Annotated in this window: 23 protein-coding genes and 1 pseudogene; 13 read left to right on the forward strand and 11 right to left on the reverse strand. The window is 67.6% G+C overall.

Annotation, left to right across the window (positions count from 1 at the left end; genetic code table 11):
* Window positions 1-466: TetR/AcrR family transcriptional regulator (locus NN2_RS31750; protein ID WP_245658936.1), on the reverse strand; the 466-nt coding region annotated here is incomplete at its 3' end.
* A gap of 103 nt (window positions 467-569) precedes the next feature.
* On the opposite strand from NN2_RS31750, the gene NN2_RS31755 reads away from it, so the two are divergent.
* The 3 genes from NN2_RS31755 (at window position 570) to NN2_RS31765 (ending at window position 3084) form a co-directional block, all read left to right on the forward strand.
* Window positions 570-1601: a glycoside hydrolase family 113 protein gene (locus NN2_RS31755; protein ID WP_063018524.1), complete on the forward strand. Its 1032-nt coding sequence runs from the start codon at window positions 570-572 to the stop codon at window positions 1599-1601.
* Between the two features lie 250 nt (window positions 1602-1851).
* Window positions 1852-2517: a CatB-related O-acetyltransferase gene (locus tag NN2_RS31760; protein ID WP_063018526.1), complete on the forward strand. Its 666-nt coding sequence runs from the start codon at window positions 1852-1854 to the stop codon at window positions 2515-2517.
* A 126-nt stretch (window positions 2518-2643) separates the two neighbouring features.
* Window positions 2644-3084: a DUF4254 domain-containing protein gene (locus NN2_RS31765; protein ID WP_063018528.1), complete on the forward strand. Its 441-nt coding sequence runs from the start codon at window positions 2644-2646 to the stop codon at window positions 3082-3084.
* A 169-nt stretch (window positions 3085-3253) separates the two neighbouring features.
* Here the strand turns inward: NN2_RS31765 and NN2_RS31770 are convergent, their stop codons facing one another.
* On the reverse strand, window positions 3254-4822 hold the full coding sequence (locus NN2_RS31770) for an ATP-dependent DNA ligase (RefSeq protein ID WP_063018530.1): 1569 nt from the start codon (window positions 4820-4822) through the stop codon (window positions 3254-3256).
* Between the two features lie 93 nt (window positions 4823-4915).
* Here NN2_RS31770 and ramB point away from each other — a divergent pair, with 93 nt between their 5' ends.
* The 3 genes from ramB (at window position 4916) to NN2_RS31785 (ending at window position 7838) form a co-directional block, all read left to right on the forward strand.
* Window positions 4916-6325, forward strand: a complete 1410-nt coding sequence (ramB, locus tag NN2_RS31775) for an acetate metabolism transcriptional regulator RamB (protein WP_030518729.1) — start codon at window positions 4916-4918, stop codon at window positions 6323-6325.
* Window positions 6326-6472: 147 nt separating this feature from the next.
* Window positions 6473-7174 carry an alpha/beta fold hydrolase gene (locus NN2_RS31780; RefSeq protein WP_104407527.1) on the forward strand — a complete coding sequence of 234 codons (702 nt, stop codon included), beginning with the start codon at window positions 6473-6475 and terminating at the stop codon, window positions 7172-7174.
* A gap of 124 nt (window positions 7175-7298) precedes the next feature.
* Window positions 7299-7838 (forward strand): carboxymuconolactone decarboxylase family protein, encoded by a 540-nt coding sequence (locus NN2_RS31785; protein ID WP_030518731.1) that lies wholly within the window; start codon window positions 7299-7301, stop codon window positions 7836-7838.
* Between the two features lie 19 nt (window positions 7839-7857).
* On the opposite strand, the gene NN2_RS31790 is transcribed toward NN2_RS31785, so the two are convergent.
* Window positions 7858-8673, reverse strand: a complete 816-nt coding sequence (locus NN2_RS31790; RefSeq protein ID WP_063018535.1) for a TetR/AcrR family transcriptional regulator C-terminal domain-containing protein — start codon at window positions 8671-8673, stop codon at window positions 7858-7860.
* Between the two features lie 163 nt (window positions 8674-8836).
* Here NN2_RS31790 and NN2_RS31795 point away from each other — a divergent pair, with 163 nt between their 5' ends.
* The gene (locus NN2_RS31795; RefSeq protein WP_063018537.1) at window positions 8837-9253 is read left to right on the forward strand and encodes a VOC family protein; all 417 of its coding nucleotides are present in this window, start codon (window positions 8837-8839) and stop codon (window positions 9251-9253) included.
* A gap of 5 nt (window positions 9254-9258) precedes the next feature.
* Here the strand turns inward: NN2_RS31795 and NN2_RS31800 are convergent, their stop codons facing one another.
* Window positions 9259-10113 carry an SDR family oxidoreductase gene (locus NN2_RS31800; protein ID WP_063018539.1) on the reverse strand — a complete coding sequence of 285 codons (855 nt, stop codon included), beginning with the start codon at window positions 10111-10113 and terminating at the stop codon, window positions 9259-9261.
* Between the two features lie 116 nt (window positions 10114-10229).
* On the opposite strand from NN2_RS31800, the gene NN2_RS31805 reads away from it, so the two are divergent.
* Window positions 10230-10628, forward strand: coding sequence for a winged helix-turn-helix transcriptional regulator (locus NN2_RS31805; RefSeq protein ID WP_063018566.1), 399 nt, complete (start codon window positions 10230-10232; stop codon window positions 10626-10628).
* 66 nt (window positions 10629-10694) lie between these two features.
* On the opposite strand, the gene lpdA is transcribed toward NN2_RS31805, so the two are convergent.
* Together lpdA and NN2_RS31815 are read right to left on the reverse strand one after the other, a co-directional pair.
* Window positions 10695-12098, reverse strand: coding sequence for a dihydrolipoyl dehydrogenase (gene lpdA / locus NN2_RS31810; RefSeq protein ID WP_030518736.1), 1404 nt, complete (start codon window positions 12096-12098; stop codon window positions 10695-10697).
* Window positions 12099-12176: 78 nt separating this feature from the next.
* The gene (locus tag NN2_RS31815) at window positions 12177-13199 is read right to left on the reverse strand and encodes a dipeptidase (protein ID WP_063018541.1); all 1023 of its coding nucleotides are present in this window, start codon (window positions 13197-13199) and stop codon (window positions 12177-12179) included.
* Window positions 13200-13342: 143 nt separating this feature from the next.
* Here NN2_RS31815 and NN2_RS31820 point away from each other — a divergent pair, with 143 nt between their 5' ends.
* Both NN2_RS31820 and NN2_RS31830 read left to right on the forward strand, forming a co-directional pair.
* Window positions 13343-15427, forward strand: a complete 2085-nt coding sequence (locus NN2_RS31820) for a prolyl oligopeptidase family serine peptidase (RefSeq protein ID WP_063018543.1) — start codon at window positions 13343-13345, stop codon at window positions 15425-15427.
* Window positions 15428-15751: 324 nt separating this feature from the next.
* A pseudogene (locus NN2_RS31830) lies at window positions 15752-16141 on the forward strand (SHOCT domain-containing protein); the annotation flags it as partial.
* A 128-nt stretch (window positions 16142-16269) separates the two neighbouring features.
* Here NN2_RS31830 and NN2_RS31835 read toward each other — a convergent pair.
* From NN2_RS31835 to NN2_RS31855, 5 genes are all read right to left on the reverse strand, one after another.
* Window positions 16270-17910, reverse strand: a complete 1641-nt coding sequence (locus tag NN2_RS31835) for an MFS transporter (RefSeq protein ID WP_063018547.1) — start codon at window positions 17908-17910, stop codon at window positions 16270-16272.
* Between the two features lie 121 nt (window positions 17911-18031).
* A complete protein-coding gene (locus NN2_RS31840; protein ID WP_030518742.1) occupies window positions 18032-18892 on the reverse strand; it encodes an alpha/beta hydrolase family protein in 861 nt (286 codons plus the stop codon).
* Between the two features lie 119 nt (window positions 18893-19011).
* Window positions 19012-21021 (reverse strand): NAD-binding protein, encoded by a 2010-nt coding sequence (locus NN2_RS31845; RefSeq protein WP_063018553.1) that lies wholly within the window; start codon window positions 21019-21021, stop codon window positions 19012-19014.
* 48 nt (window positions 21022-21069) lie between these two features.
* On the reverse strand, window positions 21070-21702 hold the full coding sequence (locus tag NN2_RS31850; RefSeq protein WP_245658937.1) for a TetR/AcrR family transcriptional regulator: 633 nt from the start codon (window positions 21700-21702) through the stop codon (window positions 21070-21072).
* Window positions 21703-21934: 232 nt separating this feature from the next.
* Window positions 21935-22915 (reverse strand): RNA polymerase subunit sigma-70, encoded by a 981-nt coding sequence (locus tag NN2_RS31855; RefSeq protein WP_063018558.1) that lies wholly within the window; start codon window positions 22913-22915, stop codon window positions 21935-21937.
* A 127-nt stretch (window positions 22916-23042) separates the two neighbouring features.
* On the opposite strand from NN2_RS31855, the gene NN2_RS31860 reads away from it, so the two are divergent.
* The 3 genes from NN2_RS31860 to NN2_RS31870 are packed head-to-tail and all read left to right on the forward strand — an operon-like array spanning window position 23043 to window position 24266.
* Window positions 23043-23417, forward strand: coding sequence for a nuclear transport factor 2 family protein (locus NN2_RS31860; RefSeq protein WP_063018560.1), 375 nt, complete (start codon window positions 23043-23045; stop codon window positions 23415-23417).
* A 43-nt stretch (window positions 23418-23460) separates the two neighbouring features.
* Window positions 23461-23811, forward strand: coding sequence for an ArsR/SmtB family transcription factor (locus tag NN2_RS31865; RefSeq protein ID WP_063018562.1), 351 nt, complete (start codon window positions 23461-23463; stop codon window positions 23809-23811).
* On the forward strand, window positions 23808-24266 hold the full coding sequence (locus NN2_RS31870; protein WP_063018564.1) for an SRPBCC family protein: 459 nt from the start codon (window positions 23808-23810) through the stop codon (window positions 24264-24266). Before NN2_RS31865 ends, NN2_RS31870 begins: the two co-directional genes overlap by 4 nt.
* The last annotated feature ends 16 nt before the right edge of the window (window positions 24267-24282 follow it).

The following is a 24282-nucleotide window of genomic DNA, read 5'->3' on the forward strand; positions in this document are numbered from 1 at the left end:
CGGTGAGCCCGCCGGCGTCCGCCGCCCGTGCGGCGATCACATCCTCGAGTGCGGGCGTGATCGCCGCGGTGGCGCCGAGGAACGCCGTGCGCAGCGCCGGGTGAGTGGTGATCAGCACCAGTGCGTCTCGATGTTCGTCGCCCGGATCGGAGTACTGCGCGACGATCGCCTCGGTGACGGCCGAGGCCAAACGCGTGTCCGCGGGATACCCGGCGATCGCCGCGGCGACCCGCGCCTCCCGGTCCGCGCCGACGGCGGCGACGATCGCCTCTTCCCGGCTGGAGAAATAGTTGTTGTACGTCCGCGGCGATACCCCGGCGGCCTCGGCGATGTCCTCGACCCGCACGTCGTCCGGCCCGCGCTCGAGGGCCAGCCGCAGCGCCGCCTCGCGCAGCGCCATCCGGGTGGCTTGCTTCTTGCGCTCCCGCAAGCCCGTCGTCTTCGTCGTCACGGCTCTCGTGGTCACGGGTCCATCATGCCATATCTGCGTACACGCAAAATTGCGTGTACGCACTTTTTGCGCTTAGCTTGGTGGCGTATCCACTCGCGCCAGACAGAAGGGCCCATCCATGCGAGGCAAAGGAATGACCTACGACACCGGGTTCGTCCGGAACGGCAGTACATCCCGGCCGGAGTTCGACCCAGCGGTGGTCCGCCGGGAACTGGCCGTCATCCGGGACGATCTGCACTGCACGGCCGTCCAGATCACCGGCGGCGACCCGGAGCGGTTGGAACTCGCCGCCGGCTACGCCGCGGAGCTGGGCCTCGAGGTCTGGTTCTCGCCGTACCCGCTGGAGCTGACGACCGCCGAGATCCTCGCGCTGTTCAGCGAGTGCGCGCCGCGCGCCGAGCGCATTCGCCGCACCGGCGCGGAGGTCGTCTTCGTCACCGGCGTCGAACTGACATTGATGAACCGCGGCTTCCTACCGGGCGAGACCGCGATGGATCGCGTCGGTCACCTGTTCTCCGAGCCCGGCGAGCGTAGTGACCGGATAGCCGAGGTGAGCGCCCGCCTCGACGACTTCCTGCGCGACGCGGCGGCCGCGGTGCGGCGCCACTTCCTCGGCAAACTCACCTACTGCGCTATCCCGTACGAGCAGATCGACTGGGTGCCTTTCGATTTTGTTTCCGTCGAGCTGATCCGCTCGGCCGAGGTCGCCGACCGGTTTCGCGACGGCGTGCGCGCCCTGGTCGCTCAGGGAAAGCCGTTGGCGATCACCGGTTTCGGCACCGCGACCTGGCGAGGTTCGGCCGATGTGGCGCCGCGCAGTATGGAGATCGTCGAATACGACCCCGTCACGGGTGCGCCGGTCCGGCTGGACGGCGACTATGTGCGCGACGAGGCCGGGCAGGCCGCCTATCTCAGCGACCTGCTCGAGATCTTCGACGGTGAGGGTGTGGACTCCGCTTTCGTGTTCCTGTTCGCGCTCCACAGTCATCCCCATCGACCCGACGGCGACCCCCGCGACGACCTCGACCTCGCCGGGCTGGGCATCGTGAAAGTATTCGAAGACCGCCACGGCGCCACCTACCCGGATATGACCTGGGAACCCAAAGCCGCATTCGCCGCCGTCGCCGAGTTCTACGGCAGCGACGCGTAATCCCTACCCCGCGGCGAACGCACCCGCCTGCGCCGCCGGCACCGCCGCGGCGGCGGCCCGCCGCGGCCCCTCGGGGTCGGCCGGGGTCCGCAACAACACCAAACATCGCGCCAGCGCCGGTACACCGTGGTGCGGTGCACTCCCCGCCCGGGAGGGCGTATGCCATCATCGGGAAGCAACATTCGTCGCATCAAAGCGGTAGTCGCGGTTTTCGCACTTTCCGATCAGCCACGGACAGAAGGGATTCCGCATGCCCGAACAACTTCCCGTCACGCCTCCCACCACGCTGCATCCGATGCCCGGGCAGCCGCGAGTCGTCCTGCTGAAACCCCTCGTCACCTCGCCGCTGATCGAGGTCGGCGAATACTCCTACTACGACGATCCGGACGATCCCACCGCGTTCGAAACCCGCAATGTCCTCTACCACTACGGTCCGGACAAGCTCGTCATCGGCAGGTTCTGCGCCCTCGCCACCGGCGTGCGATTCATCATGAACGGCGCCAACCACCGCATGGACGGGCCCTCGACCTTCCCGTTCCCGACCATGGGTGGCGCATGGTCCCGGCATGTCGACCTCCTCATGGAGCTGCCCAATCGCGGCGACACGGTGGTCGGCAACGACGTATGGATCGGTTACGGCGCAACGGTGCTGCCCGGAGTGCGCATCGGTCACGGCGCCATCGTCGGCGCCGGTTCCGTGGTGACCTCCGACGTCCCGGACTACGGCATCGTCGGCGGCAATCCCGCCCGGCTCATCCGCCACCGCTACAGCGCGGCCGACATCGACCGCCTGCTGGCCCTCGCCTGGTGGGACTGGCCGCTCGCGCACATCGACGAGCACGTCCGCACGATCATGTCCGGCACCGTCGACGACCTGGAGAAAGCGGCACCCGCACAGCCCTCCCGAACCGAGTAACCGCATGCCCGAATCACCCACCCCCATCTCTCGAACAGCGGAAGACACTGAGACTCAGTGGCATTCGGCCGAGGTCACCGACGCAGCGATGCCAATCAGAAACATTGGGCGTGGAGTATTACGGTCGTGGAATCGCTCCCACCCAAACACCTCCTGCTCGAGGCCTGCCGGGGTCTGACCTACGACGGTCACCCCGTGCTGAAATGCGCGTGGCGCCTCAGCGAATTGCACGAGCAGAGACTGTCCGCCGCGCCCGGGCCGACCCTGGACATCGATCGCGATCGGGCCCAACTGGTTTCCGATATCGATCGCTGGGTCGCCACCGAATTACCCCGGGCACACGGCGGCGCACGCATGCACACCGAAACGGTCGGCACGGTGATCGACCGGCTCGCCCAGTTCTCCGCATTGGCCTATCTGACGCTGACGCACGAACCGGAATACGTCATGCACGACGCCTGGCGGCGGCTGTCGGAATTGGCGGTGGCCTACGACCATCTGGCCGGCGAGGTGACCGCCGGCCTGTGCCGGTTGCCGGATCTCAGCGGTCACCGCGAAGAGGAATGAACCACCGGCCGAACGGCGGCGCGGGCGAGGGACCGACGCCGCCGATGGCTGATGAGCGGATCAGGGCAGTCGATCCGCATCGGGCGACCCGACACACCGATCCTGCGCCGACATCCTCGAGATAGCCCCGGATGTTCCTGTGAAACGGCTGGCAAGCCGACGCCTCCCGTCAGGCGGTCGCCCCCACCTCCGGCCCGGCGGGCATCAACGCGCGCACGGCGTCGATCGTGTCGGCCTGCGCGGGCTCCTTGTCCGGCCGATACCGCACCACCCGGGCGAACCGCAGTGCCACGCCGCCGGGATAGCGCGTGCTGGTCTGCACCCCGTCGAGGGCGATCTCGACGACCAACTCCGGCCACAGATAGACGGTGTGGCCGTCGCGGGCGCGCTCGTGGCGCGGAAATTCCGCGGTCTGCCACTGCAGCAGCGCGTCGGTGAGCCCCTTGAAGGTCTTGCCGACCATGATCGGATCGCCCCCGTGCGGATCGCGCGCGCCCAGGTGCAGATTCGACAGGTAGCCGGTGCGGCGGCCGTATCCCCATTCGGCGCCGAGCACCACCAGGTCGAGGGTGTGCGCCGGTTTGATCTTCTGCCACGCCCGGCCGCGGCGTCCGGCCGCATACGGTGCGGACAGCGATTTGATCATGATGCCCTCGTGCCCCGCGGCGAGCGCACCGTCGAAGTATTCGGCGACGGCCTCGGGCTCCGGATCGATCAGCGCCGGAATCATCTGCGCGCCCGCCACTTTCGCCAACGCCACGCGCCGCTCACGCAGCGGGGCATCGAGCAGATCCCGGCCGTCCAGGTGCAGGCAGTCGAAGAAGTACGGATGCAACAGCAGTTCCCTGGTCGAGTTCACCGTCAGTCGCGGCTCCTCCGAGGCCGGGTCGGCGGCGAACCGGCTCATCGTCTCCTGAAACGGACGCGGTCGGCCGGAGTCCGTGAGCGCCAGCGTCTCGCCGTCGAGAACCACACTGTCACAAGGTAATTCGGAGACCAGCTGCACCAGCTCCGGCACGCCGGAGGTGATGTCGCGCAGCGTGCGCGTGAACACCCAGACCTGAGAGCCCTTGCGATGCACCTGAATCCGCGCACCGTCGAGTTTGTGCTCCACGCTCACGTCACCCTCGAATTCACCGAGCACATCGTCGAGTGTGGCGCCGGGCGAGGCCAGCATCGGCTGAATCGGACGGCCGACCTCGAGCCGGAATTCCGACAGCGCCTCCGCGCCGCCGGCGATGGCCGCGGCGGCGGTCACCGGCAGGCGGCCGGAGAGCATATAGGCCCGGCGCACCAGCTCGGACGGCACGTCGGCCGCCTGGGCCACCGCCTCGGCGACGATCGCGGTCAGCGCGCCCTGGCGCAGCTCACCGGTCAGCAGGCGAATCAAGAAGGCGCGTTCGTCGCCGGTCGCCCGAGCGAGCAGGGCGGTGAGTAGTTCCCGCCGCCGCGCGACCGATCCGGATCCGGCGACGGCCGCCAATTCCGTCAGCGCCTGATCGACCGCGGCGACGGTGAGCGTCGATTCGAGCGCGGGCTCCACCTCGATGCCGGCGACCGTACGCCAGCCCGCGCCCAGCCTGCCCTGCGGTAGCTCACCGGATATCCACGCGACGACCGGCATCAATTCGTCCGATTCGGCCCGGCCCAGTAGTTCGGCCAGACCCGCGATCTTGACCTTGCGCGACGCCGATGCCCGCACCGATTCCGACGCCGCGACCACATCCGAAAGCAGCACGGACTCGACGGTAGCCGCTCGGTGTGACATATAGCTCGAGTCCACTGCTAATTCTCCATTGGCAGCTTTGCGAAAGGTCCATAGTCTGGGCATATGGCCAAGACTTACGTCGGGGCGCGACTGCGACAGCTGCGCACCGAACGGGGGCTGAGCCAGATCTCACTCGCCAAGAAGCTGGAGATCTCGGCGAGCTACCTCAACCAGATCGAACACGACGTGCGTCCGCTCACGGTACCGGTACTGCTGCGGATCAGTGAGGTGTTCGGCGTAGACACCAGTTTTTTCGCCTCCCAGGACGACACTCGCCTGATCGCCGAGCTGCAAGAGGTGGTGATGGACACCGAACTCGGCATCGAGGCCGATGCGCAGGAGATCGCCGATATGGTCTCGGCCCATCCCAGCCTGGCCCGGGCGCTGGTGAATATGCACCGCCGCTACCGCAACACGACCGCGCAGCTGGCCGCGGCCACCGAGGACCGCTTCTCCGACGGCAGCGGCTCGGGCGCCATCTCCCGTCCGCACGAGGAGGTGCGCGACTTCTTCTATCAGCGCCAGAACTACATCCACGAATTGGATACCGCCGCAGAGGAATTGGCGACCCGCATGCGGTTGCACGGCGGTGATCTGCGACGCGAGCTCACCCGCCGGCTCACCACCGGATACGGCGTGCAGATCGTGGAGCGGATCGACCTGGGCGAGGGTGTGCTGCACCGCTACGACCCCGAGGCCCGCAAGCTCGAGATCGCCCCGCATCTGTCGGGCGGTCAGCGCGTGTTCAAACTGGCCACGGAACTGGCATATCTGGAATGCGGTGATCTGATCGACAAATTGGTCGAAGAGGGCAATTTCGCCTCCGAGGACACCCGTACGCTCGCGAAACTCGGCCTCGCCAACTACTTCGCCGCGGCCACGGTGCTGCCGTACTCGCATTTCCACGAGGTGGCCGAGGATTTCCGCTACGACATCGAGCGGCTGTCGGCGTTCTTCGCGCAGAGTTACGAAACGATCTGCCACCGGCTCTCCACCCTGCAGCGGCCCAAACTGCGCGGGGTGCCCTTCTCGTTCGTCCGCGTGGATCGCGCGGGAAACATGTCGAAACGCCAGTCCGCCACCGGATTCCACTTCTCCTCCGCGGGCGGGACCTGCCCGCTGTGGAATGTGTACGAGACCTTCGCCTATCCCGGCCGGATCATGACCCAGATCGCCCAGATGCCCGACGGCCGCAAATATCTGTGGATCGCGCGCACGGTCGAGCGGCGCGCCACCCGCTACGGGCAGCCCAGCAAGACCTTCGCCATCGGCCTGGGCTGCGAATTGCGCCACGCCGGACGCGTGGTCTACGCCGACGGCCTGGACCTCACCGATCCCCAGGCCACCCCGATCGGCGCCGGCTGCCGTGTCTGCGAACGCGCCAACTGTCCGCAGCGCGCGTTCCCGCCGCTGGGCAAGTCCCTGGATATCAGCGAGCACCGCAGCTCGATCTCCCCGTACGTCCTGCGCTGAGCGGACGGCCACCGAACTCCGGCATATTTCGCGCGGGTCGGGCGATGTCCCGATTCAGTGGATACCTGGCCCACAGCGAGGGGCGAGGCCACGGCGAGTGATCGAGACTCGAGGAGCCGCGATCCGATCCTCCAGAGGAGCATGTCCATGACCACGAAGCCGACCATCGTCCTCGTCCACGGCGCTTTCGCCGATTCCTCGAGTTGGAACGGCGTCATCACACGCCTGCGCGCCGAGGGCTACCCCGTGCTGGCCGCCGCCAACCCCTTGCGCGGCCTCGACACCGATGCCGCCTACGTGGCTTCGGTCCTCGACACCGTCGAGGGCCCGATCGTTCTGGCGGGTCATTCGTACGGCGGCAGCGTCATCACCGTCGCCGCGCACGACAAGCCCGCGGTCACGGCCCTGGTCTACGTCGCGGCCTTCATTCCCGCGGAGGGCGAGAACGCCCTGGAGCTGACCGGCAAGTTCCCCGGTTCCACGCTCGCACCCACCACCGTCGCCCATCCGCTTCCCGGGGCGGCGGGCACCGAACTGCACATCCGCCAGGACGAATTCCCCGCCCAGTTCGCCGCCGACGTGCCGGCCGACGTCGCCGCGACGATGGCGATCACCCAGCGCCCGGTCGCGCTCGCCGCGCTCGAGCAGCCGGCTTCGGTAGCCGCATGGCGCGCCGTCCCGGCCTATTCCCTGGTCACCACCGAAGACAAGAACATCCCCGTGGAGTCGCAGCGGTTCATGTCCGAACGGGCGGGCGCGCACACCGTCGAAGTCCAGGCGTCGCACGCGGTTTCCGTATCCGACCCCAGCGCCGTGGCCGACCTGATCCTGCTCGCCGCTCAGCGGTGATATGCCCCGGGCCGACAGCCGGAATCTGTCGGCCCGGGCCCCGCGGAGCTCGCCGAGACCGCAGGTACGCGCGACGGTCCAGCGAGGCAGCCACCGGTGCGCGTCATTTTTGTTAGCGTGGGGCATGGTGTCGACGGAGCCACGGATCGCACCCGGTCGCCTGCGCGAACTGGGCCCGGTGAATTGGGTTGTCTGGCAGGTGCTTTCCCGCGCGGCGGGTACCGACGACGCCCACCTGTTCAGCACGCTCGGCCGCACCGGTGGCCTGTTCCGCGGCTGGCTGCACTTCTCCGGCCGGTTGATGCCCGGCGGCAAACTGTCGCGCTACGAGACCGAACTGGTCATCCTGCGCGTCGCACATCTGCGGAACTGCGAATACGAGACCGACCACCACATCCGCCTGGGCAAACGCGCCGGTGTCACCAAGGACATCCTGGCGCGCCTGCGCACCGGGCCCGAAGCCGAGGGCTGGTCGGACAAGGAACGCGCGCTGCTCACCGCTGTGGACCAACTGGTCACTACTCGCGACGTCGACGATGCCGCCTGGTCGGCCCTGGCGCAGCACTACGACGAGAAGCGCCTCATCGAAATCGTCCTGCTGGCAAACCAATACGAAGGTCTGGCCAGCACCATCACCACCCTTCGGATCCAGACCGACCACTGAGCCGGACGGACTCGGCGGGTCAGTCGGACGCCTCGGACCGTTCGACGAGGACGGCCAGGCCGTCCAGGACGCGCGCCAGACCGAAATTCCAGGCGTGCTCGGCGCTGTAGGCGCTGTCGTGAGCCTGTCCGGCGGCCGAGCCGACCCGCGCGGCCAGCGGATAACGCTGCGGATCGAAGACCTGTTCCAGGACCGGGGCCGTGCGTTCCCACCATTCGCGATCCGACAGCCCGCTGTCGGCGGCCGCACGATCGGTATCGATCGCGATGCGCGCCACCGCGGTGACGAAGCCGAGCAGGTAGGTCAACGCCGCGTCCATCTCGACATCGCTCAGTCCGAGCCCGTCGAAGGCGCTCAGTTCGTGGTCGTATTTCGCGGCGAGGCCCGGACCCAGCGGTGGCCGGGTGGTCGGCACCGCGGCCACCCAGCGGTGGCGGGCGAGCATCGAGCGATTGTCCTGCGCGACGGCGCATACGCGTTCGCGCCACGACTTTCCGGTCAGGTCCGTGCGCGGCATCCGGCCGTAGACCGCATCGAGCATGAGGTCGAGCAGCTCGGCCTTACCGGGCACGTAGGTATAGGTGGCCATCGGAGTCAGCCCGAGTTTCGCGGCGACCGCCCGCATCGTCAGCGCCTCCAGCCCCTCGGCATCGGCGATATCCACCGCCGCCGCCACGACCTCGTCGACGCTGCTGCGCTGTCTGGGGCCGCGCCCGGACGCGCGGCCCGGCTGCCGCCAGAGCAACTCCAGCGTGCGAGCGGGATCGCCGGCGCTGGATCGCTCACCGGCGACGCGCGCCCGGCGGGGCCGCTGCTCGGCCGAATTCTCTCGCACCCGATCTCCCGGTCTCGCCTGCCATGCCGCCGCGGTTCGGCGTCGTGCGCATCGTATCGAGTCGCGCGCGCGGCGGGAATAACTCTCTACCATGTACAGTATACTTAGTAGAGAATTATCGGATCGCGCGGCACCGTGCCGCGCGCCCGCCCCGAGGAGGACCGTGAACATCACCGCATCCGCCGTCTCGCTCAACGTTGCCGACCCGGACGCGTCGGCGAAATTCCTCGGCACCCATTTCGGATTCACCGTCGACATGTCGGCCGACGGATTCGTCTCGCTGACCCGCCCCGACGCCGGATTCCACGTGATCTTCCTGCGCACCGGGCTGGACACGTTCAAACCGGCCCGCGTCGCGGGTGCGGCCGGCCAGGGGTTGCTGATCGTCTTCACGGTCGACGAGATCGACGCCGAATACGAGCGCGTGCGAGCCGAAGGGGTCGAGATCGTGACACCGATCGAAACCGAGCCGTGGGGCGAGCGCTATTTCCAGGCGGTCGACCCCAACGGCATCATCATTCAACTGGTCCAGTGGGTCGGCGATCCGAGCACCTACGCCGCGGGCGCGACCGGATCCTGACCCGTTCAGCGGCCGAGCGCGTCACCCAGCACCTCGGCCGCGGACGTCGACGGCCGGCCGATCAGTTTCCGCAGATCACCGCTGGTCACATCCAGCCATCCCGCAGCCAGTCCGGCATCGGAATCGGCCAGCACCCGCGCGAAATCACCGGGCACGCCGGCCTTTTCCAATCCCGCCACATACTCGTCCTGCGGCAGATCCTGATACCGCACCGGCTTGCCGGACGCCGCCGAGATCACCCGCGCCACATCGGCGAGCGACAGATGCTCGTCACCACCGAGTTCGTAGACCTGTCCCGCATGACCGTCGGTGGTCAGAACCACCGCGGCAGCCTCGGCGTAGTCGGCTCGCGCGGCGGCGGATACCAGTCCGTCCCCGGCCGAGCCGTACAGCACGCCCGATTCCAGAGTCGCGTCGAGACCGTTCAGATAGTTCTCCCAGTACCAGCTGTTACGGAGGAAAGTATGCGGCACAGCGGATTCCGCGATCACCTCTTCGGTGCCGCGATGCTCCTGCGCGAGAATCATCGGATTCCGCTCGGCGCGGGGAATGCTGGTGTAGGCCAGCAGCCGCACCCCGGCCCGCTCGGCGGCGCGCACGACAGTGGTGTGCTGGTCGACCCGCGCACCGAATTCGTTGCCGGACACCAGCAGTAGCCGATCAACACCCGCGAGGGCGCGGTCCAGCGCTTCCGGATCGTCATAGGCGGCCTGCCGCACCTGCACACCGCGCTCGGCCAGGTCGGCGACCTTGACCGGGTCCCGGACGACCGCGACGACGGGCCCCGCATTCCTGTTCGACAGCGCCTCGACGACGAGACGGCCCAGCTGCCCGCTTGCCCCGGTGACGGCGACGGTCATAACCCAACCTCCAGCTCTGGTGTACGAAACATTTGCACTAACTATTAGTTAGTACCTGATATTCCCGCACTACAGATGAAAAGTTCACTACCGCAGCGATGGGTAGCATCAAGAGCATGACGAGCCGGCAACTGCGATCGGCGGACGACGCCGATCCGACCCTGGAAGCCGACGTCTTCGCGCGCAACTGCCGCTCCCGGCCGGTGCTGCAGAATGTCGCGAGCCGCTGGGGCGCACTGGCCCTCGTCGCGCTGCGTGAAGGTCCCTACCGTTTCAGCGCGCTGCGGCGCCGGGTCGACGGCATCAGCGAACGCATGCTGTCGCAAACCCTGCAGGCCCTCGAACGCGACGGCATGATTCACCGCGAGGTCCAGCAGACCATCCCCCCGCGCGTCGAATACACCCTCACCGAACTGGGCGAACAGGTCGCCGATCAGCTGTACGGCCTGATCGCGATTCTCGAGGACAACATCGACGTCATCTCGACGGCGCAGGACATCTACCACCGCGACTGATCGCCCGGACACGAAAACGGCCCGGTACCAGGCGTATTCGCCGATACCGGGCCGTCGGCGCGGAGATCAGAAGTTGATCATGTGACCCGCGAGACCGTGGAACGCCTCCTGCAGCGCCTCGCTCAGCGTCGGGTGGGTGTGCACGTTGCGCGCGAGTTCGTTGACGGTGAGGTCCCACTTCTGGGCCAGCGTCAGCTCGGGCAGCAGCTCCGACACATCCGGGCCGATCAGGTGGCCACCGAGCAGCTCGCCGTACTTCGCGTCGGCGACCAGCTTCACGAAACCGGTCGGATCGCCCAGGCCGTGCGCCTTGCCGTTGGCGGTGAACGGGAAGGTCGCGACCTTCACGTCGTACCCCTCGTCGCGCGCCTGCTGTTCGGTGAGGCCGAAGCTGGCGACCTGCGGCTGGCAGAACGTCGCGCGCGGCATCATCCGGTAGTCGCCCAGCGGCAGCGTCTCGGCGCCCCCGATGGTCTCGGCCGCGACCACACCCATCGCCTCGGCCACGTGCGCCAGCTGCAGCTTCGCCGTGACATCGCCGATGGCGTAGATGTGCGGCACGTTGGTGCGCATATAGTCGTCGATCGCGATGGCGCCGCGCTCGGTCAGCTGCACACCGGTGTTCTCCAGGCCGAAGCCTTTCACCCGCGGCGCGAAACCGACGGCCTGCAGCACCTTGTCGACGGTGACGGTCTCGACCGAACCGGACTTGTTGTCCTTGATCGAAACGGTGACCTTGGAACCGTTGTCCTCGATGGATTGCACCGAGGCACCGGTGGTGATGGTGATGCCGAGCTTCTTGTACGCCTTGGTGATCTCCTTGGAGACATCGGCGTCCTCGTTCGGCAGCGCGCGGTCGAGGAACTCCACGATCCGCACGTCCACGCCGTAGTTCTTGAGGACGTACCCGAACTCCATACCGATCGCGCCCGCGCCGACGATCAGGATCGACCCCGGCAGATCCCGGGTCAGGATCTGCTCCTCGTAGGTCACCACGTTCTGCGACAGCGAGGTGCCCGGCAGCAGCTTGGTCTCGGTGCCGGTGGCGATGATGACGTTGTCGAAGGTGACGGTTTCGGTGCCGCCGCTGCTCAGCTCGACCGAGAGGGTGTTCGCGTCGGTGAAGGTGCCCTTCCCGTCGAACTCGTCGATCTTGTTCTTCTTCATCAGGAAGTGGACGCCCTTGACCCGGCCGTCCGCGACCTTACGACTTCGGTCGAAGGCGGCACCGAAGTCGAAGCTCGCCTGTCCGGAGATACCGAACGTCTTCGCTTCCTTGGTGAAGATATGGGCCAGCTCCGCGTTGCGCAGCAGTGCCTTGGACGGAATGCACCCGACGTTCAGGCACACGCCACCCCAGTATTTCTGCTCGACGATCGCTGTTCGCAGGCCGAGTTGAGCGGCGCGGATCGCGGCGACGTAACCGCCGGGACCAGCGCCGAGAACGACGACATCGTAGTGGGAAGTCACGGGAACGAGCCTAGCGCTGTTGCCGAAAGCTCACTCATCCATCCCCCGCAGGGGTGAGAGGGCGGCCACAGCGTGCGTCTACTTCCAGACCTCTCGTGCGGCACGGGCGAAATTGCCGTGGAAGATCGCCGCGCGTTCGGAGTCGATGAAACCCCTCCGGGCCAGGACTTCGTCCAGTCCGGCGACGCCGGGCCGGGCGTCCGGGTTGTCCACATCCATCCGCAGACGCGGCAGTCCGAGCAGATCCTCGGGCGGCACCCACTGCAGCGGCCCCCACCGCGTGTAGTCCTCGGAGAAGTTCTCCGGCGCGGCCGCGATCTCCGCGTTGAACTGGTCGCCGTCGAAGGAGAAGTCCGAACCGATCCCGATGTGCTCGACACCGACCAGATCGGCACCGTAGGCGATGTGGTCGGCCATCGCCTCGATGCGCGCGGCCCGCCCCTCGACGCGGTTGCGGCCCAGAAAGATTCCGACGCCGTTGATCCCGATCACCCCACCGGTCGCAGCGCAGGCACGCGCCTGGTCGTCGCCGATATTGCGCGGATGCGGCCACAGCGCCGCGAAATTGGAGTGGCTGTAGATCATCGGCCCACCCGCGACCTCGGCGATCTCCAGTCCGGTCCGCCGCGAACAATGCGACCCGTCGGCGAACATCCCGACCTCACCGAGCGTGCGGATGATCGTGCGGCCGTAGGGAGTCAGGCCGCGATCGTCGGGGTCCAGGCAGCCGCCGCCGGCGGCGTTGGCGTGGTTGTAGGTCGGCAGCAGCGAACGCACGCCGAGCGAATGGAACAGCGCGATGTTGTCCGGATCGCCGTCGAGCGGCCGCGAATCCTCCAGATCGAAGGCGAGCGCGATGCGGCCCCGGGGACCGGATGTCACCTCGGTGTCGCCGACGGACTCGACGAGCCGGAAACGCCCGTCCGCCAGCGCCTTCCGTCGCAGCAGGTCAATCATGGCCAGCGCATCCTCGATCGAATGCAGTGAGTACCCCACATTCACCGACAGGTATGAGCCGGCCGGATAGCGCGTCAGTTCGGTGACATCGGCGGACGGGAGGATCGGCAGGCAGCAGTGCTGCTCCCAGAGCGGATGTGCCACCGCGGTCCTCCTTCCGGCGTCGGCGAGGCGTCCCGCAACTGTACGGAGTCGTGACCGCACGCGGCGACCGGACACGGCGGCGCGACGCACCCGCCGCACCTCTCGCCCGTCGGCGGACCGACCGGTAGGCCACAATGTGACCCATGAGCGGCGCCGAGCAAACGACCGACCCGTACCTGTGGCTCGAGGATGTCACCGGCGAACGTGCCCTGTCCTGGGCGCGGGCACACAACGAGGTGGTGATCGAACGCTTCGCCACCTCCGACCGGTTCGACGCCCTCGACCATCGCATCCTCGCCATGCTCGACACCGACACCCGCATCCCGTACCCGACGCGACGCGGACCCTGGCTCTACAACTTCTGGCGCGACGCCGAACACCCCCGCGGGCTGTGGCGGCGCACCACCTTCGACGAATATCGCGGTGACGATCCGGCCTGGGATGTGCTCATCGACCTGGACGCCCTGGCCACGGCCGAGGACGAGAACTGGGTCTGGGGCGGTGCGGCGGTGCTGCGCCCGGAGCAGAAACTGGCCTTGATCAGCCTGTCCCGCGGCGGGGCCGACGCCAAGGTGGTGCGCGAATTCGATCTGACCACACGGCAATTCCGCCCGGCGGCAGCGGGCGGCTTCCACCTGCCCGAGGCCAAATCACAGGTGCGCTGGATCGATGTCGACACCGTCTACGTGGGAACGGATTTCGGCCCCGGCACGCTCACCGACTCGGGATATCCGCGGCTGGCCAAGCGCTGGCGCCGCGGCACCCCGCTGTCGGAGGCGGAAACCGTCTTCGAGGGCGAGCCGGGTGATGTGATGGTCTCGGCCGGCTACGATCGCACGCCCGGATACGAGCGCCACTACGTCGCCCGCGCCACCGACTTCTTCAACGAATCGGTCTATCTGCTGGATCCCGACGGCACGCTGCGGCATATCGACGTACCCACCGACGCCTCCGAGTCCTGGTACAAGGATTGGCTGCTGGTGCAGTTGAAATCGCCGTGGGAGGTGGGCGGGCGCAGCTATCCCGCCGGCGCCCTGCTGGCCATCGACATCGACGACTTCTTCGGCGGCGCACGCGAGTTCGAGGTGGTCTTCGAACCCGACGCGCACACCTCACTGCACGGCTACGGCTGGACCGAGAACCACCTACTGCTGATCACGCTGGAGGACGTGCAGACCAAGCTGTACGTCCTGACTCCCGGCACGGCGACGGTCCCGGGCGCGGGCTGGACCCGCGAACCGCTCGCCGACACCCCGCCGATGGCGACCACCAACGTCATGAATCTGGATCCGCTGGAGAGCGGTGACGAATTCATGCTCACCACAAGCGGTTTCACCACTCCGGCGACGCTGCTGGCGGGTTCGGTAGGCAGCCCGGCGGTAGCCCTCAAGCGGGAACCGGCGTATTTCGACGCCGAGGGCATCGACACCGAGCAGTTCTTCGCGCGCTCCGACGACGGAACAATGGTGCCGTACTTCGTGATTCGCCACCGCGACCACAGGGACCGGCCCGGCCCGACCGTCGTCTCGGGCTACGGCGGCTTCGAGGTCTCCCGCACCCCCGGCTACAGCGGCGCCTCGGGAATGGGCTGGCTCGAACGCGGCGGCACCTGGGTGATGGCCAACATCCGCGGCGGCGGCGAGTACGGACCCGAATGGCACACTCAGGTGCAGAAGGCCAACCGCTACAAGGTCTACGAGGATTTCTCCTCGGTCGCGAAAGACCTCGTCGCGCGGGATATCACGACCGCGGAACAACTCGGTGCGGTCGGCGGCAGCAACGGCGGCCTGCTGATGGGCGTGATGCTGACCCGCTATCCGGAACTGTTCGGCGCCATCGTCTGCCAGGTGCCGCTGCTGGATATGAAGCGCTACCACCTGCTGCTGGCCGGCGCGTCCTGGATCGCCGAATACGGCGACCCGGACAAGCCCGAGGAGTGGCAGTACATCAGCGAGTATTCGCCCTATCAGCGCGCGATGGCGGCCGATCCGGCACGCCCGTACCCGCCTATCCTGCTCACCACCTCCACCCGCGACGACCGGGTCCATCCCGGCCACGCCCGGAAGATGGCGGCACTGCTGGAATCTCAGGGCCGGACCGTCTGGTACCACGAGAACATCGAGGGCGGGCACGGCGGCGCGGCCGACAACAAGCAGATGGCCTTCCAATCCGCGCTGATCTACGAGTTCTTCACCCAGATGCTGATCGAGCGGCGGACCACCGCCTGACCGACGCGTCCCACTCTCGAAACAGATGACCAAAGGCCTGCGGCGACCAGGGCCTTTGGGCTCTGGAGCGTGATCTATCGCACTGCCATTCTCGGTTCGAGGACCGAAAACGACAGGATTCGCAACGCGCACACCGACAGCGGTCGGGCGCCACACCGGGCCATCGAGATCGCTGTCGCGAGCGCCCTCCGAGACCTGCGCGGATCACCGGTCCCGGCCCTACCGGACCTCGTCGAACGGCTTGCCCGTCAGCGACTCACCGATTCGGCCATCTCGCCGACCACCGCGGTTCGGTAGCGGGTTCTCGAGAGGAGCACACACATCATGGATACGTTCTGGGACTACGTCTGGTACACGATTCTGGTGTTCGCCTTCGTGGCCTACCTGATCATCCTGTTCCAGATCCTGACCGATCTGTTCCGCGATCACACGGTCTCCGGCATCGCCAAGGCCGCATGGGTGATCTGCCTGGTGATATTCCCCTACATCACGGCTCTGGTCTATCTGGTCGCGCGCGGAAAGGGCATGGCCGAGCGCGCCCAGCACGCTCATGCGGAAGCCAAGCAGGCCGCCGACGACTACATCCGCCAGGTGGCGGGCAAGTCGCCCGCCGAGCAGATCGCCGACGCCAAGGCCCTGCTGGACTCCGGGACGATCGACGCCACCGAGTTCGCCCAGCTGAAGGCCCGCGCGCTCGGTCACAACGGCTCCGGCACAGGCAATGCCGGACCCGGCAGCCCCCAAGGCAATGTCGACCAGGGCAATGTCGACCAGGGCAATGTCGACCAGGGCAGTGTCGACCAGGGCAGTGTCGAGCGGGGCAATCTGGCAGCCAGGTAGCGCTACCCGGCTCCGGTCCGCTCGCCGGCCGCGGTGTCGGCGTCCGGATCGGAGCCGACGGCACGCCGCGGTAGCCGGCCGGTGAAGAACAACGCGATCACGGCCAGCATCGCCGTCACCGCGAAGGCCACCTGCAACGCCAGCAGCCGGGCATCGGAATTGACCGCGACGACCGCGTCGGCGGTCGACTGATCGACTCCGGCGGCGGTGAGCGACTGTTGCAGTTGGGTATTCGACAGGAACGGCACGCCATCGGCCAGTTCGGTTCCGGCCCGCTGCGCGACCGAGGGCGGGACCGCGGGGTTGTTCTCGATCCCGCTGATCACCGAGGAGGTCAGCGTGGCGATGAGAATGGAGCCGATCAGCGCGGTGCCGAGCGAGGCGCCGAGATTCGTCGCGGTGTTCTGCAGCCCGCCGACCTCCGCACTCTGCGAATCCGGCACCGCCGACACCGTGATCGCGCCCAGTTGCGAGGAGAGGGCCCCCAGGCCCAGGCCCATGAACAACATCGGCACCGCCACCACCGCGGCATTCGCTCCGGGATCCATGCCGCCGGCCAGCAACAGAATTCCGATGATCATCGACCCCAGGCCGAGGCGCACCACCCGCCGTGGATTCGCCCGCGGCGCTAGTTTGGGAATTCCCGCGGCGGCGGCGACGAGCGCGATCGACAGCGGAAGGATGCGCACACCGGTCTCGAGCGCACTCAATTCCAGCACCACCGACAGGAACAGCGGTACCGAGAAGAACACTCCGGCCTGAACCGCGAACTGCGCGAAGAACATCGCCAACCCGCCCCCGAGCCGGCGATTGCCGAACAACCGGGGGTCGACCAGCGGCTCCCGGCCGGAACTCACCAGCCGGTTCTGCCACCGCAGGAAGGCGTACAGCACCAGCAGGCCCGCCAGGATCAACCAGATCACCGGCGACAAACCCGCGATCTCGGTACCGCCGGGGCGTGGGCGAATCCATCCCCATTCGCTGGACCGCAGTACCCCGAACACCACGGCCCCCAGCCCGACGACCGACAACACCGAACCCAGAAGGTCCAAGTGCACCCGCTGCGCCGGTACGTCTGCCACGCGGCGCAGCACCAGCAGAATCGCGACCACGACCACGACCTCGCCGAAGAACACGTACCGCCAGGACGCGAAGGTCGTCACCGCCCCGCCCACGAGCGGGCCTACGGCCACGGCCATCGCACCGGCCGCGGCCACGAGTCCGTATGCGGCGGCGCGGCGTTCGCGGGCGAAGTTCGCCGCCACCAGCGACACGATCGCCGGCATGATCAACGCCGCCCCGATGCCTTCCAGCAGCGACCAGCCCAGCAGCAGCACACCCAGATTCGGCGCCAGCCCGGTGACCAGCGAGCCCGCGCCGTAGACGACCAATCCGACGCCGAATGCCCGCCGCCGCCCGAGAATCGTCCCGACCTTGCCACCGGTGACCATCAGCGATGCCATCACCAGCGTGTACAGCGTGATGGCGGTTTGGATTCCGGTGATCGTCGTGCCGACGTCGTGGGCGACCGTCGCCATCGAGACGTTCATGACGGAACTGTCGAGGGTCATCAGGAATTGACCGGAACCCAGCACCGCCAAGACGAGTGTGGATCCGGAGGCGGCGCCCGGCCGCGTCGTCATTCCCGCCGCGCTCGTGGTCGAGCCGACGCGAGACGACGGCCGGAGCACCGGTTACGGCGGGCGACCCACCTGCGCATTCGTCTATTGAAGCACTCGCGACCCCGGAATCGGCGGTGTTCGGCTACAGGTCGCGCACCCACTTCTCGATGCGGTCGACGGTCGTTTCCGGATCGGTGATCCAGCCGTTGTGTCCCAACGGTTTCGGCTCGTGCCACGTGCTCACACGCGCCTTGGGCAGCTTCTCCAGCAGGTGTGCGGCCGAACTGCGCGGGGTGAGATCGTCGCCGTCGACGGTGATCGAGAGGACCGGCAGGGTGAGCCGCGCGATGCGCTCGTCGTAGTCGATATCGGCGCCGACCGGCACGAACCGGCCGGTGCGGGCCAGCCGCGCCCAATCGGAGATCAGCACCTTGGACTGCCGGCCGAATCCGCCGGCGGTGATTCGATCGCCCGGCCAGAAACCGGCGAGGTTCGCGGTCAGCGAGATGGCGGCCGGTCCGACCAGCATTGCGGAGCGGGCGATTCCGCCGTATCCCCGGTAGTAGGGCGTGCCGGAGGCGACGAGAATCAGCCCGCCCAGGCGACCCCGGATCCGCGCGGCGTACATGACCCCGAGCTGGCCACCCATGCTGTGCCCGAGCAGCATCGGCGTACTGTCCGGGAAACGGGTGCGCACGGCCTCGAAGATCGCCGGAAAATCGACCGACACCAGCTCGTGGTAGCCGTAGGTACTGGACGAACTCGGCTTCGGCCGGCTGTCACCGTTACCCCGCAACTCCCCGATCGCCGCATCGAATCCGCGCCGCGCCAGCTCCCGCGCGAAATCCCCGTAGTACTCGCCCGGCACACCCAGGCCCGGAATGATCACGATGACCGGGCGCGGGGCGTCCGCGGTGATGGCGTGCCGGTGCGGACCGCTCGCGGCGACGAACCGCACCGGCACCGTCGACCCGTCCGGCATCTGGATCGGAATCGTCTCCATACGCGCACGCTACCGCGAGCCACACCCCGGCCGCCGACGCCCGGCCCGCTTCTTCACCAGCTCACAAGGCCGCCCGGTGCGCGAGCCGCAGGAGCCCACCGCCTCACGAGCTCACCGCTTCAGGAACCCACCGCATCCGGCTCGGCCGACCCGTCCGCGGATCGCTGACCGGTCTCCGGATCCACCGCGTCCTCCGCGACATCGCCCTGCGTACCGGCGAGCCCCTCGGCCTTCGCGTCGGCGACAGACCGGCCCGCCACCTCCGCAACCATTCCCCCGTCGGCGACCGATCCTCTCGCCGCGTCGACCGATTCGTCCGCCGCGCCGCCCGCCGATTCCCTTGCCGCGTCGGCCACCGATTCCTCTGTCACGTCGGCGACCGATTCTCTCGCCGCGTCGGCCACCAACTCTTCTGCCGCGTCGGCCACCAATTCCTCCGCCGCGTCCGCGACCAGCGCTTCCGCCGCCACGATGGCCTCGCGTGCCGTGTCGTTCACCGCGGGTGCGCAACTACGCTCCAGCAGTTCCTCGAGCCCCAGCCGGGTCGCCACCACCACCAGCTGGTTGCCCGCGGCGAGCACCCTCTGCGCCGCGGGCTGCCATTCGAGCGTGTCGCCGACCGCCGGCTGCACCGCGATGACCCGGGTGTGCTCCGCCGATCCGAGGTCGGCGATCCGCAGCCCGATCAGCGCCGATCCCGGCTCCACCGGAACCTCCGCGACCAGCAGTGTGGCCTGGTTGATCGTCAGGGTCGCAATCACCCGCCGCTCCACCACCGCCGCGGCGAATCCGTCGGCCGCCAACTGGAAGACGCTGCGTACCACCGCCTTCCCGAGGCTGCGCTGTACCCGGTCGGCCAGGTCGTCGTCGGAGACGCGCAGCACCACCCGCAGATCGTCACGGTAGGACTGGCCGAGCATCGCGGCCTCCAGATTCACCGCGTCACTGGAGGTCAGCAGGACCAGCGCACGCGCCTTCGGCACACCTACCGCACGCAACGTGTCCTCCCAGGTGGCCTGACCGATCACCACCGGCACCCCGAGGCTGCGAGCCAGCGCGATGCCGCGCGCGTTCTCGTCGTAGTCCAGCCCGACCACCGGTACGCCGAGGTCGCGCAACTGTTCCACCACGCGCATCCCGACATTGCCCAATCCCGCGACCACCACGTGGTTTTCCATTCGCGAGGGGTCGATCGAATATTCCGAGAGCTGCGCCCGCAGGACTCCGCCCACCACCAGCGCGGTGATCACCGGCGTCATCGCCAGCCCGGTGAAGACCACCCCCAGTTGCAGGATCTTGAACAGCGGTTCGCGCCCCGGCTCCGGCTGCGCCGCACCCGCCGAATCCAGCAGTGTTTCGTATACCGCTGTGCCCCAGCTGTTTCCGATCAACACCATCATGACGCACACGGCCGCGATGATGATCAGCATCACCAGCAGCAGCCGGATCAGATCGTGGCGGACCAGATAGCGCAGCTGATTCAGCCAACGCCGCCGCGCCCCGGGGGAGTACGGCACCCGCCCGGCCAGCGCCAGCACCCGGTCCGCCGGTGCGTGCGGCGAGCGCAACGCGATTGCGCCGGGCCCGCCGGCCAGTCCGGACACCACCCGGTCCGGCGGCGCATCACCGACCGCCGCGACATACAGCGTGCGTTCCCCCAGCCGCAGATAACCCTGCGCCTTCTCGCCGAGGGCCGCGGCGATGAACGACGGCGCGGCCATCTCCGAGATCGAGAGCACCACACAGTCGGAGAACAACCGGCGGATGCGAAAACCCAAGCCGGTGTTGAACATTCGAATGACCAGCCGAATCCGAGGGTTGAGTTCGTGCGCGCGCAGCGCGGCGTGGAAGTTCTCCACATCCGCCTGATCCACCAGGGCCAGGGCCAGCGCCCGCTCCACCCCGGCCGCGCGCAGAACGGCTTCGTCCAGGCGCTCGGCGCACAGAATCCGGACCCGGTCCAGCTTCTCCAGCTGCGGTACGTAGCTACCGTTGCGATTCGGCAGCACCGCGGTCACGGTGGCGTCGGGGAACCGGGTGGTCAGCTGCAGTGCCAGCTGATGGACGAGCGGGTTGTCGCCACAGACGACAAATGTCGGGGACTGCCCGCCCCCCGGCGAAACATGCACGTATCGATGCTAGAGCGAATCCCGTTCGGCAGCACGATGCTTCGTCGATCAGGCGCTGACCGCACCCATGATGACCCGGCGCAACACCCTGATCACCTCGTCGAGAGGCCGGCGTGGCTCCGAACCGCTCCACTCGTCGACCACGTAATTCACCGCACCGATGATGGCGAGCATGCGCGTTTCGTAGTCGCCGCCGGGAATCTCGCCCTGCAGCGCCGCATCCTCGGCCGCTCCGGCCAGCAGCGCACCCCATGCGCGCCGCAGCTCCAACCGGAACTTCTCCACCTTCGGCCCGGCGCCTACCACCTCGACCAGAGCGACGCGGGCCTTGCGCGGATCGCGCCCGATGGACTCGATATAGGCGCGCACCCCGGCGTCGATGATCTCGATGGCACTGGCATCGGCATGCGCGTCCAGCGCGGCGACCACCGCGTCCCGGGATTCCCGGTCGATCTGTTCGTAGAGTTCCAGCAGCAGCGATTCGCGCCCGGTGAACTCCTCGTAGAACTGACGCGAGGAAAGTCCGGCGTCTTTGCAAATGGCTCCGACCGAGCTATTGGCATACCCGTCTCTGGCGAACACAGTCAGTCCGGATTCCAGAAAACGCGCACGTCGCTGCCGCTGCCGGTCTTCTACGGGCTGCCCGGCGTACATCCTACCCGCGTTCGTTTCCTGTGACATTGCGCCAGACAATACCGAAGGGCCCGATTCCCTCGTCATGGATCGGGCCCTTCGCTTACACCTCCGACTGACCGCGCGTTAGCCGGAAGTTGTCTCTATGGTCGGAGCGCCGATGCAATGACTGCGCTCTTCATGTCGCGGATGGTTTGCCAAAACGGAGGATAGTCGATAACACCTACACAACGGAAGAGTTTGAAGGAATTTTCTAGGTTTTATTTCCGCAACGATTCCATCAGGAAATAGTCGTGCCGCGCGGCCGCAGCGCGAGCGGAAGGCCGAAGCGCGGGAAGTTCTCGGCGGGCGGGAAATGCGTGAGCGACGAAATGCCATCCGGACCGCACGTCGTCACCAGAAGTCCGGTCGCCCGAAACGTCCCGTCCACCCGCCGGGAATAGCAGCCGAATGCCGGCTGCCCATTGGCGTGCACCGATTGCAGCCGGATCTGTGCCCCGTCCCGAAATGCCGGAATACCGCGGAGGAATTCGCCGATCGCCGCGCGGCCGCGGTACTCGTGGGGCCACGGCGGCATGGTCAGCCAGGCTTCGTCGGTGAGCAGCGCGACCACGGCGCCCACGTCGGCGGCCTCGAAGGCCCGCGCGAAGCGCTCGCCGAGCCTGCGTTCCGCGGGCGACTCCGGCGCCGGCCCCGGCTGCCCGCCCGTGTTGCGGGACAGCCGTTCCCGAGCGCGCTGCAGCGCGGCCTTCACGGCGATGGGAGTGAGCCCGAGCAGGTCGGCCACCTCCGCCGCACTGAATTCGAGCACGTCCCGCAGGACGAGGACGGCGGCCTGGCGCGGCGGAAGTTGTTGCAGCAGCGCGATGAACGCCAACTCGACCGAGGCCCGCGCGGTCAGCACCTGCTGCGGGTCCAGCAACGCATCCGGACACGGCTGCAACCAGCTCACCTCGCCGTGACGCGTCGGCTCCGGAGCGTCGAAGGGCAGCGGTGCGACCGGCCGGCGCAGTGCGGCCCGGCGGAAATTCAGGCACCGGTTGGTCGCGATCCGATAGAGCCAGGTGCGCACCGACGACCGCTGCTGGAATTCGCCCATCCCGCGCCACGCGGCGAGCAGCGTCTCCTGCAACGCGTCCTCGGCGTCGTACATCGACCCCAGCATCCGGTAGCAGTGCGTACGCAACTCGGCACGGTAGGGCTCGGTGAGCTCACGAAAGGTCCGCTCATCCACACCGCGCGCGATCGACGAGTCCGTCATCGTCCTTTCCTCACAGCACCATCCCTCACAGCCCCATCCTCACATCGGGCACCGACAACCGGTCCGTTCCCGGTCCGGCCGGTGTCTGTATCAGGGAACGATTCCATCGACCCGAGAAGAGAACGACATGATCGCCGACGACAGCCCCGCGGCCCGAGTGGCCCTCGCCTATTTCGAAGCCTGGACCGGAAAGGACATCGATCGCGCAATGAGCTACATCGCCGACGACATCGTCTGCGACGCACCCGCGGGACGCCTCGAGGGCGCGGCGGCCTACCGCGAATTCATGGAACCCTTCACCCGAATCCTCACCGGCGCAACGATGTTCGCCGCCTTCGGGGACGAGACCACCGCGCTCGTCTGCTACGACACCGCGACCCTTCCGGTACCGAGCGCCCCCGCGGCGGAACTGGTCACCGTCGCCGACGGCCGAATCACCACCAGCCGCTTCATCTTCGACCGGCTGCCGTTCGAAGCAGCACGCGCGCACGACCACAGTTAAGTAACTACTTGACTATCAGGGTAAGGCTCCTACACTTAAGTGGGTGCTTAACCAATCCGAGCGGCTGGACCTGATCTTCCGGGCGCTCACCGACCCCACCCGCAGATATCTGCTCGAGCGGCTCGGCCGGGGACCGGCGGCAGTCAGTGCCCTGGCCGAGCCGCTGGAGATGAGCCTGGCGGCCGTTGTGCAGCATCTGCAGGTACTGCAGGACGCCGGCCTGGTGCGGTCGGAGAAGATCGGCCGGGTGCGCACCTGCCACCTGGTACCCGATGCGCTGCGGCCCGCCGAGGATTGGTTACACGCGCGGCAGACCCCCTGGGAACGCCGCCTCGACGCGCTCGGCGCCACCCTCGCCGAGCGGACCAACCCCGACCCCGAGGAGCCGTCATGACGCCCACGCATTCCCTGGTCCATTCCACCTTCACCCTCGAACGCGACTACCCCGTCACTCCCGCAACGGCTTTCGGCGCATGGGCCGAACCGGAACGGAAGGCCGAGTGGTTCAGCGCACCCGGCACCGAGCACGAACTCGACTTCCGCGTCGGAGGTCGCGAGATCGCCGCCGGTGTGCACGAGGGCAAGCGAATGACCTTCACGACCACCTACCAGGAGATCGTCCCCGGCGAGCGCATCGTCTACACCTCCACGATGGGTGTGGACGACGCCGTCGTGACGGTCTCGCTCACCACGGTCGAATTCGCCGAAACCGCGGCCGGCACCCGCCTGACCCTCACCGAACACGGGGCCTATCTGGACGACCACGAAAAGCCGGAATGGCGCGAGCACGGGACGAGCGAGCAACTCGCCACCCTCGATGAACGGCTCCGGGAAATGTCGAACCGATAGAAATAGGGCTCGAAAA

It is taken from the genome of Nocardia nova NBRC 15556 (assembly GCF_001613005.1).
In the GTDB taxonomy this organism is placed as follows: Bacteria; Actinomycetota; Actinomycetes; order Mycobacteriales; family Mycobacteriaceae; genus Nocardia; species Nocardia nova.

Excerpts from the sequence above, each read along its gene's own strand:
- NN2_RS31755 (WP_063018524.1), top strand. The coding sequence starts at position 570 with ATGCGAGGCAAAGGAATGACCTACGACACCGGGTTCGTCCGGAACGGC.
- NN2_RS31760 (WP_063018526.1), top strand. The coding sequence starts at position 1,852 with ATGCCCGAACAACTTCCCGTCACGCCTCCCACCACGCTGCATCCGATG.
- ramB (WP_030518729.1), top strand. The coding sequence starts at position 4,916 with ATGGCCAAGACTTACGTCGGGGCGCGACTGCGACAGCTGCGCACCGAA.
- NN2_RS31780 (WP_104407527.1), top strand. The coding sequence starts at position 6,473 with ATGACCACGAAGCCGACCATCGTCCTCGTCCACGGCGCTTTCGCCGAT.
- NN2_RS31785 (WP_030518731.1), top strand. The coding sequence starts at position 7,299 with ATGGTGTCGACGGAGCCACGGATCGCACCCGGTCGCCTGCGCGAACTG.
- NN2_RS31800 (WP_063018539.1), bottom strand. The coding sequence starts at position 10,113 with ATGACCGTCGCCGTCACCGGGGCAAGCGGGCAGCTGGGCCGTCTCGTC.
- NN2_RS31805 (WP_063018566.1), top strand. The coding sequence starts at position 10,230 with ATGACGAGCCGGCAACTGCGATCGGCGGACGACGCCGATCCGACCCTG.
- NN2_RS31820 (WP_063018543.1), top strand. The coding sequence starts at position 13,343 with ATGAGCGGCGCCGAGCAAACGACCGACCCGTACCTGTGGCTCGAGGAT.
- NN2_RS31835 (WP_063018547.1), bottom strand. The coding sequence starts at position 17,910 with ATGACGACGCGGCCGGGCGCCGCCTCCGGATCCACACTCGTCTTGGCG.
- NN2_RS31840 (WP_030518742.1), bottom strand. The coding sequence starts at position 18,892 with ATGGAGACGATTCCGATCCAGATGCCGGACGGGTCGACGGTGCCGGTG.
- NN2_RS31850 (WP_245658937.1), bottom strand. The coding sequence starts at position 21,702 with ATGTCACAGGAAACGAACGCGGGTAGGATGTACGCCGGGCAGCCCGTA.
- NN2_RS31855 (WP_063018558.1), bottom strand. The coding sequence starts at position 22,915 with ATGACGGACTCGTCGATCGCGCGCGGTGTGGATGAGCGGACCTTTCGT.
- NN2_RS31860 (WP_063018560.1), top strand. The coding sequence starts at position 23,043 with ATGATCGCCGACGACAGCCCCGCGGCCCGAGTGGCCCTCGCCTATTTC.
- NN2_RS31870 (WP_063018564.1), top strand. The coding sequence starts at position 23,808 with ATGACGCCCACGCATTCCCTGGTCCATTCCACCTTCACCCTCGAACGC.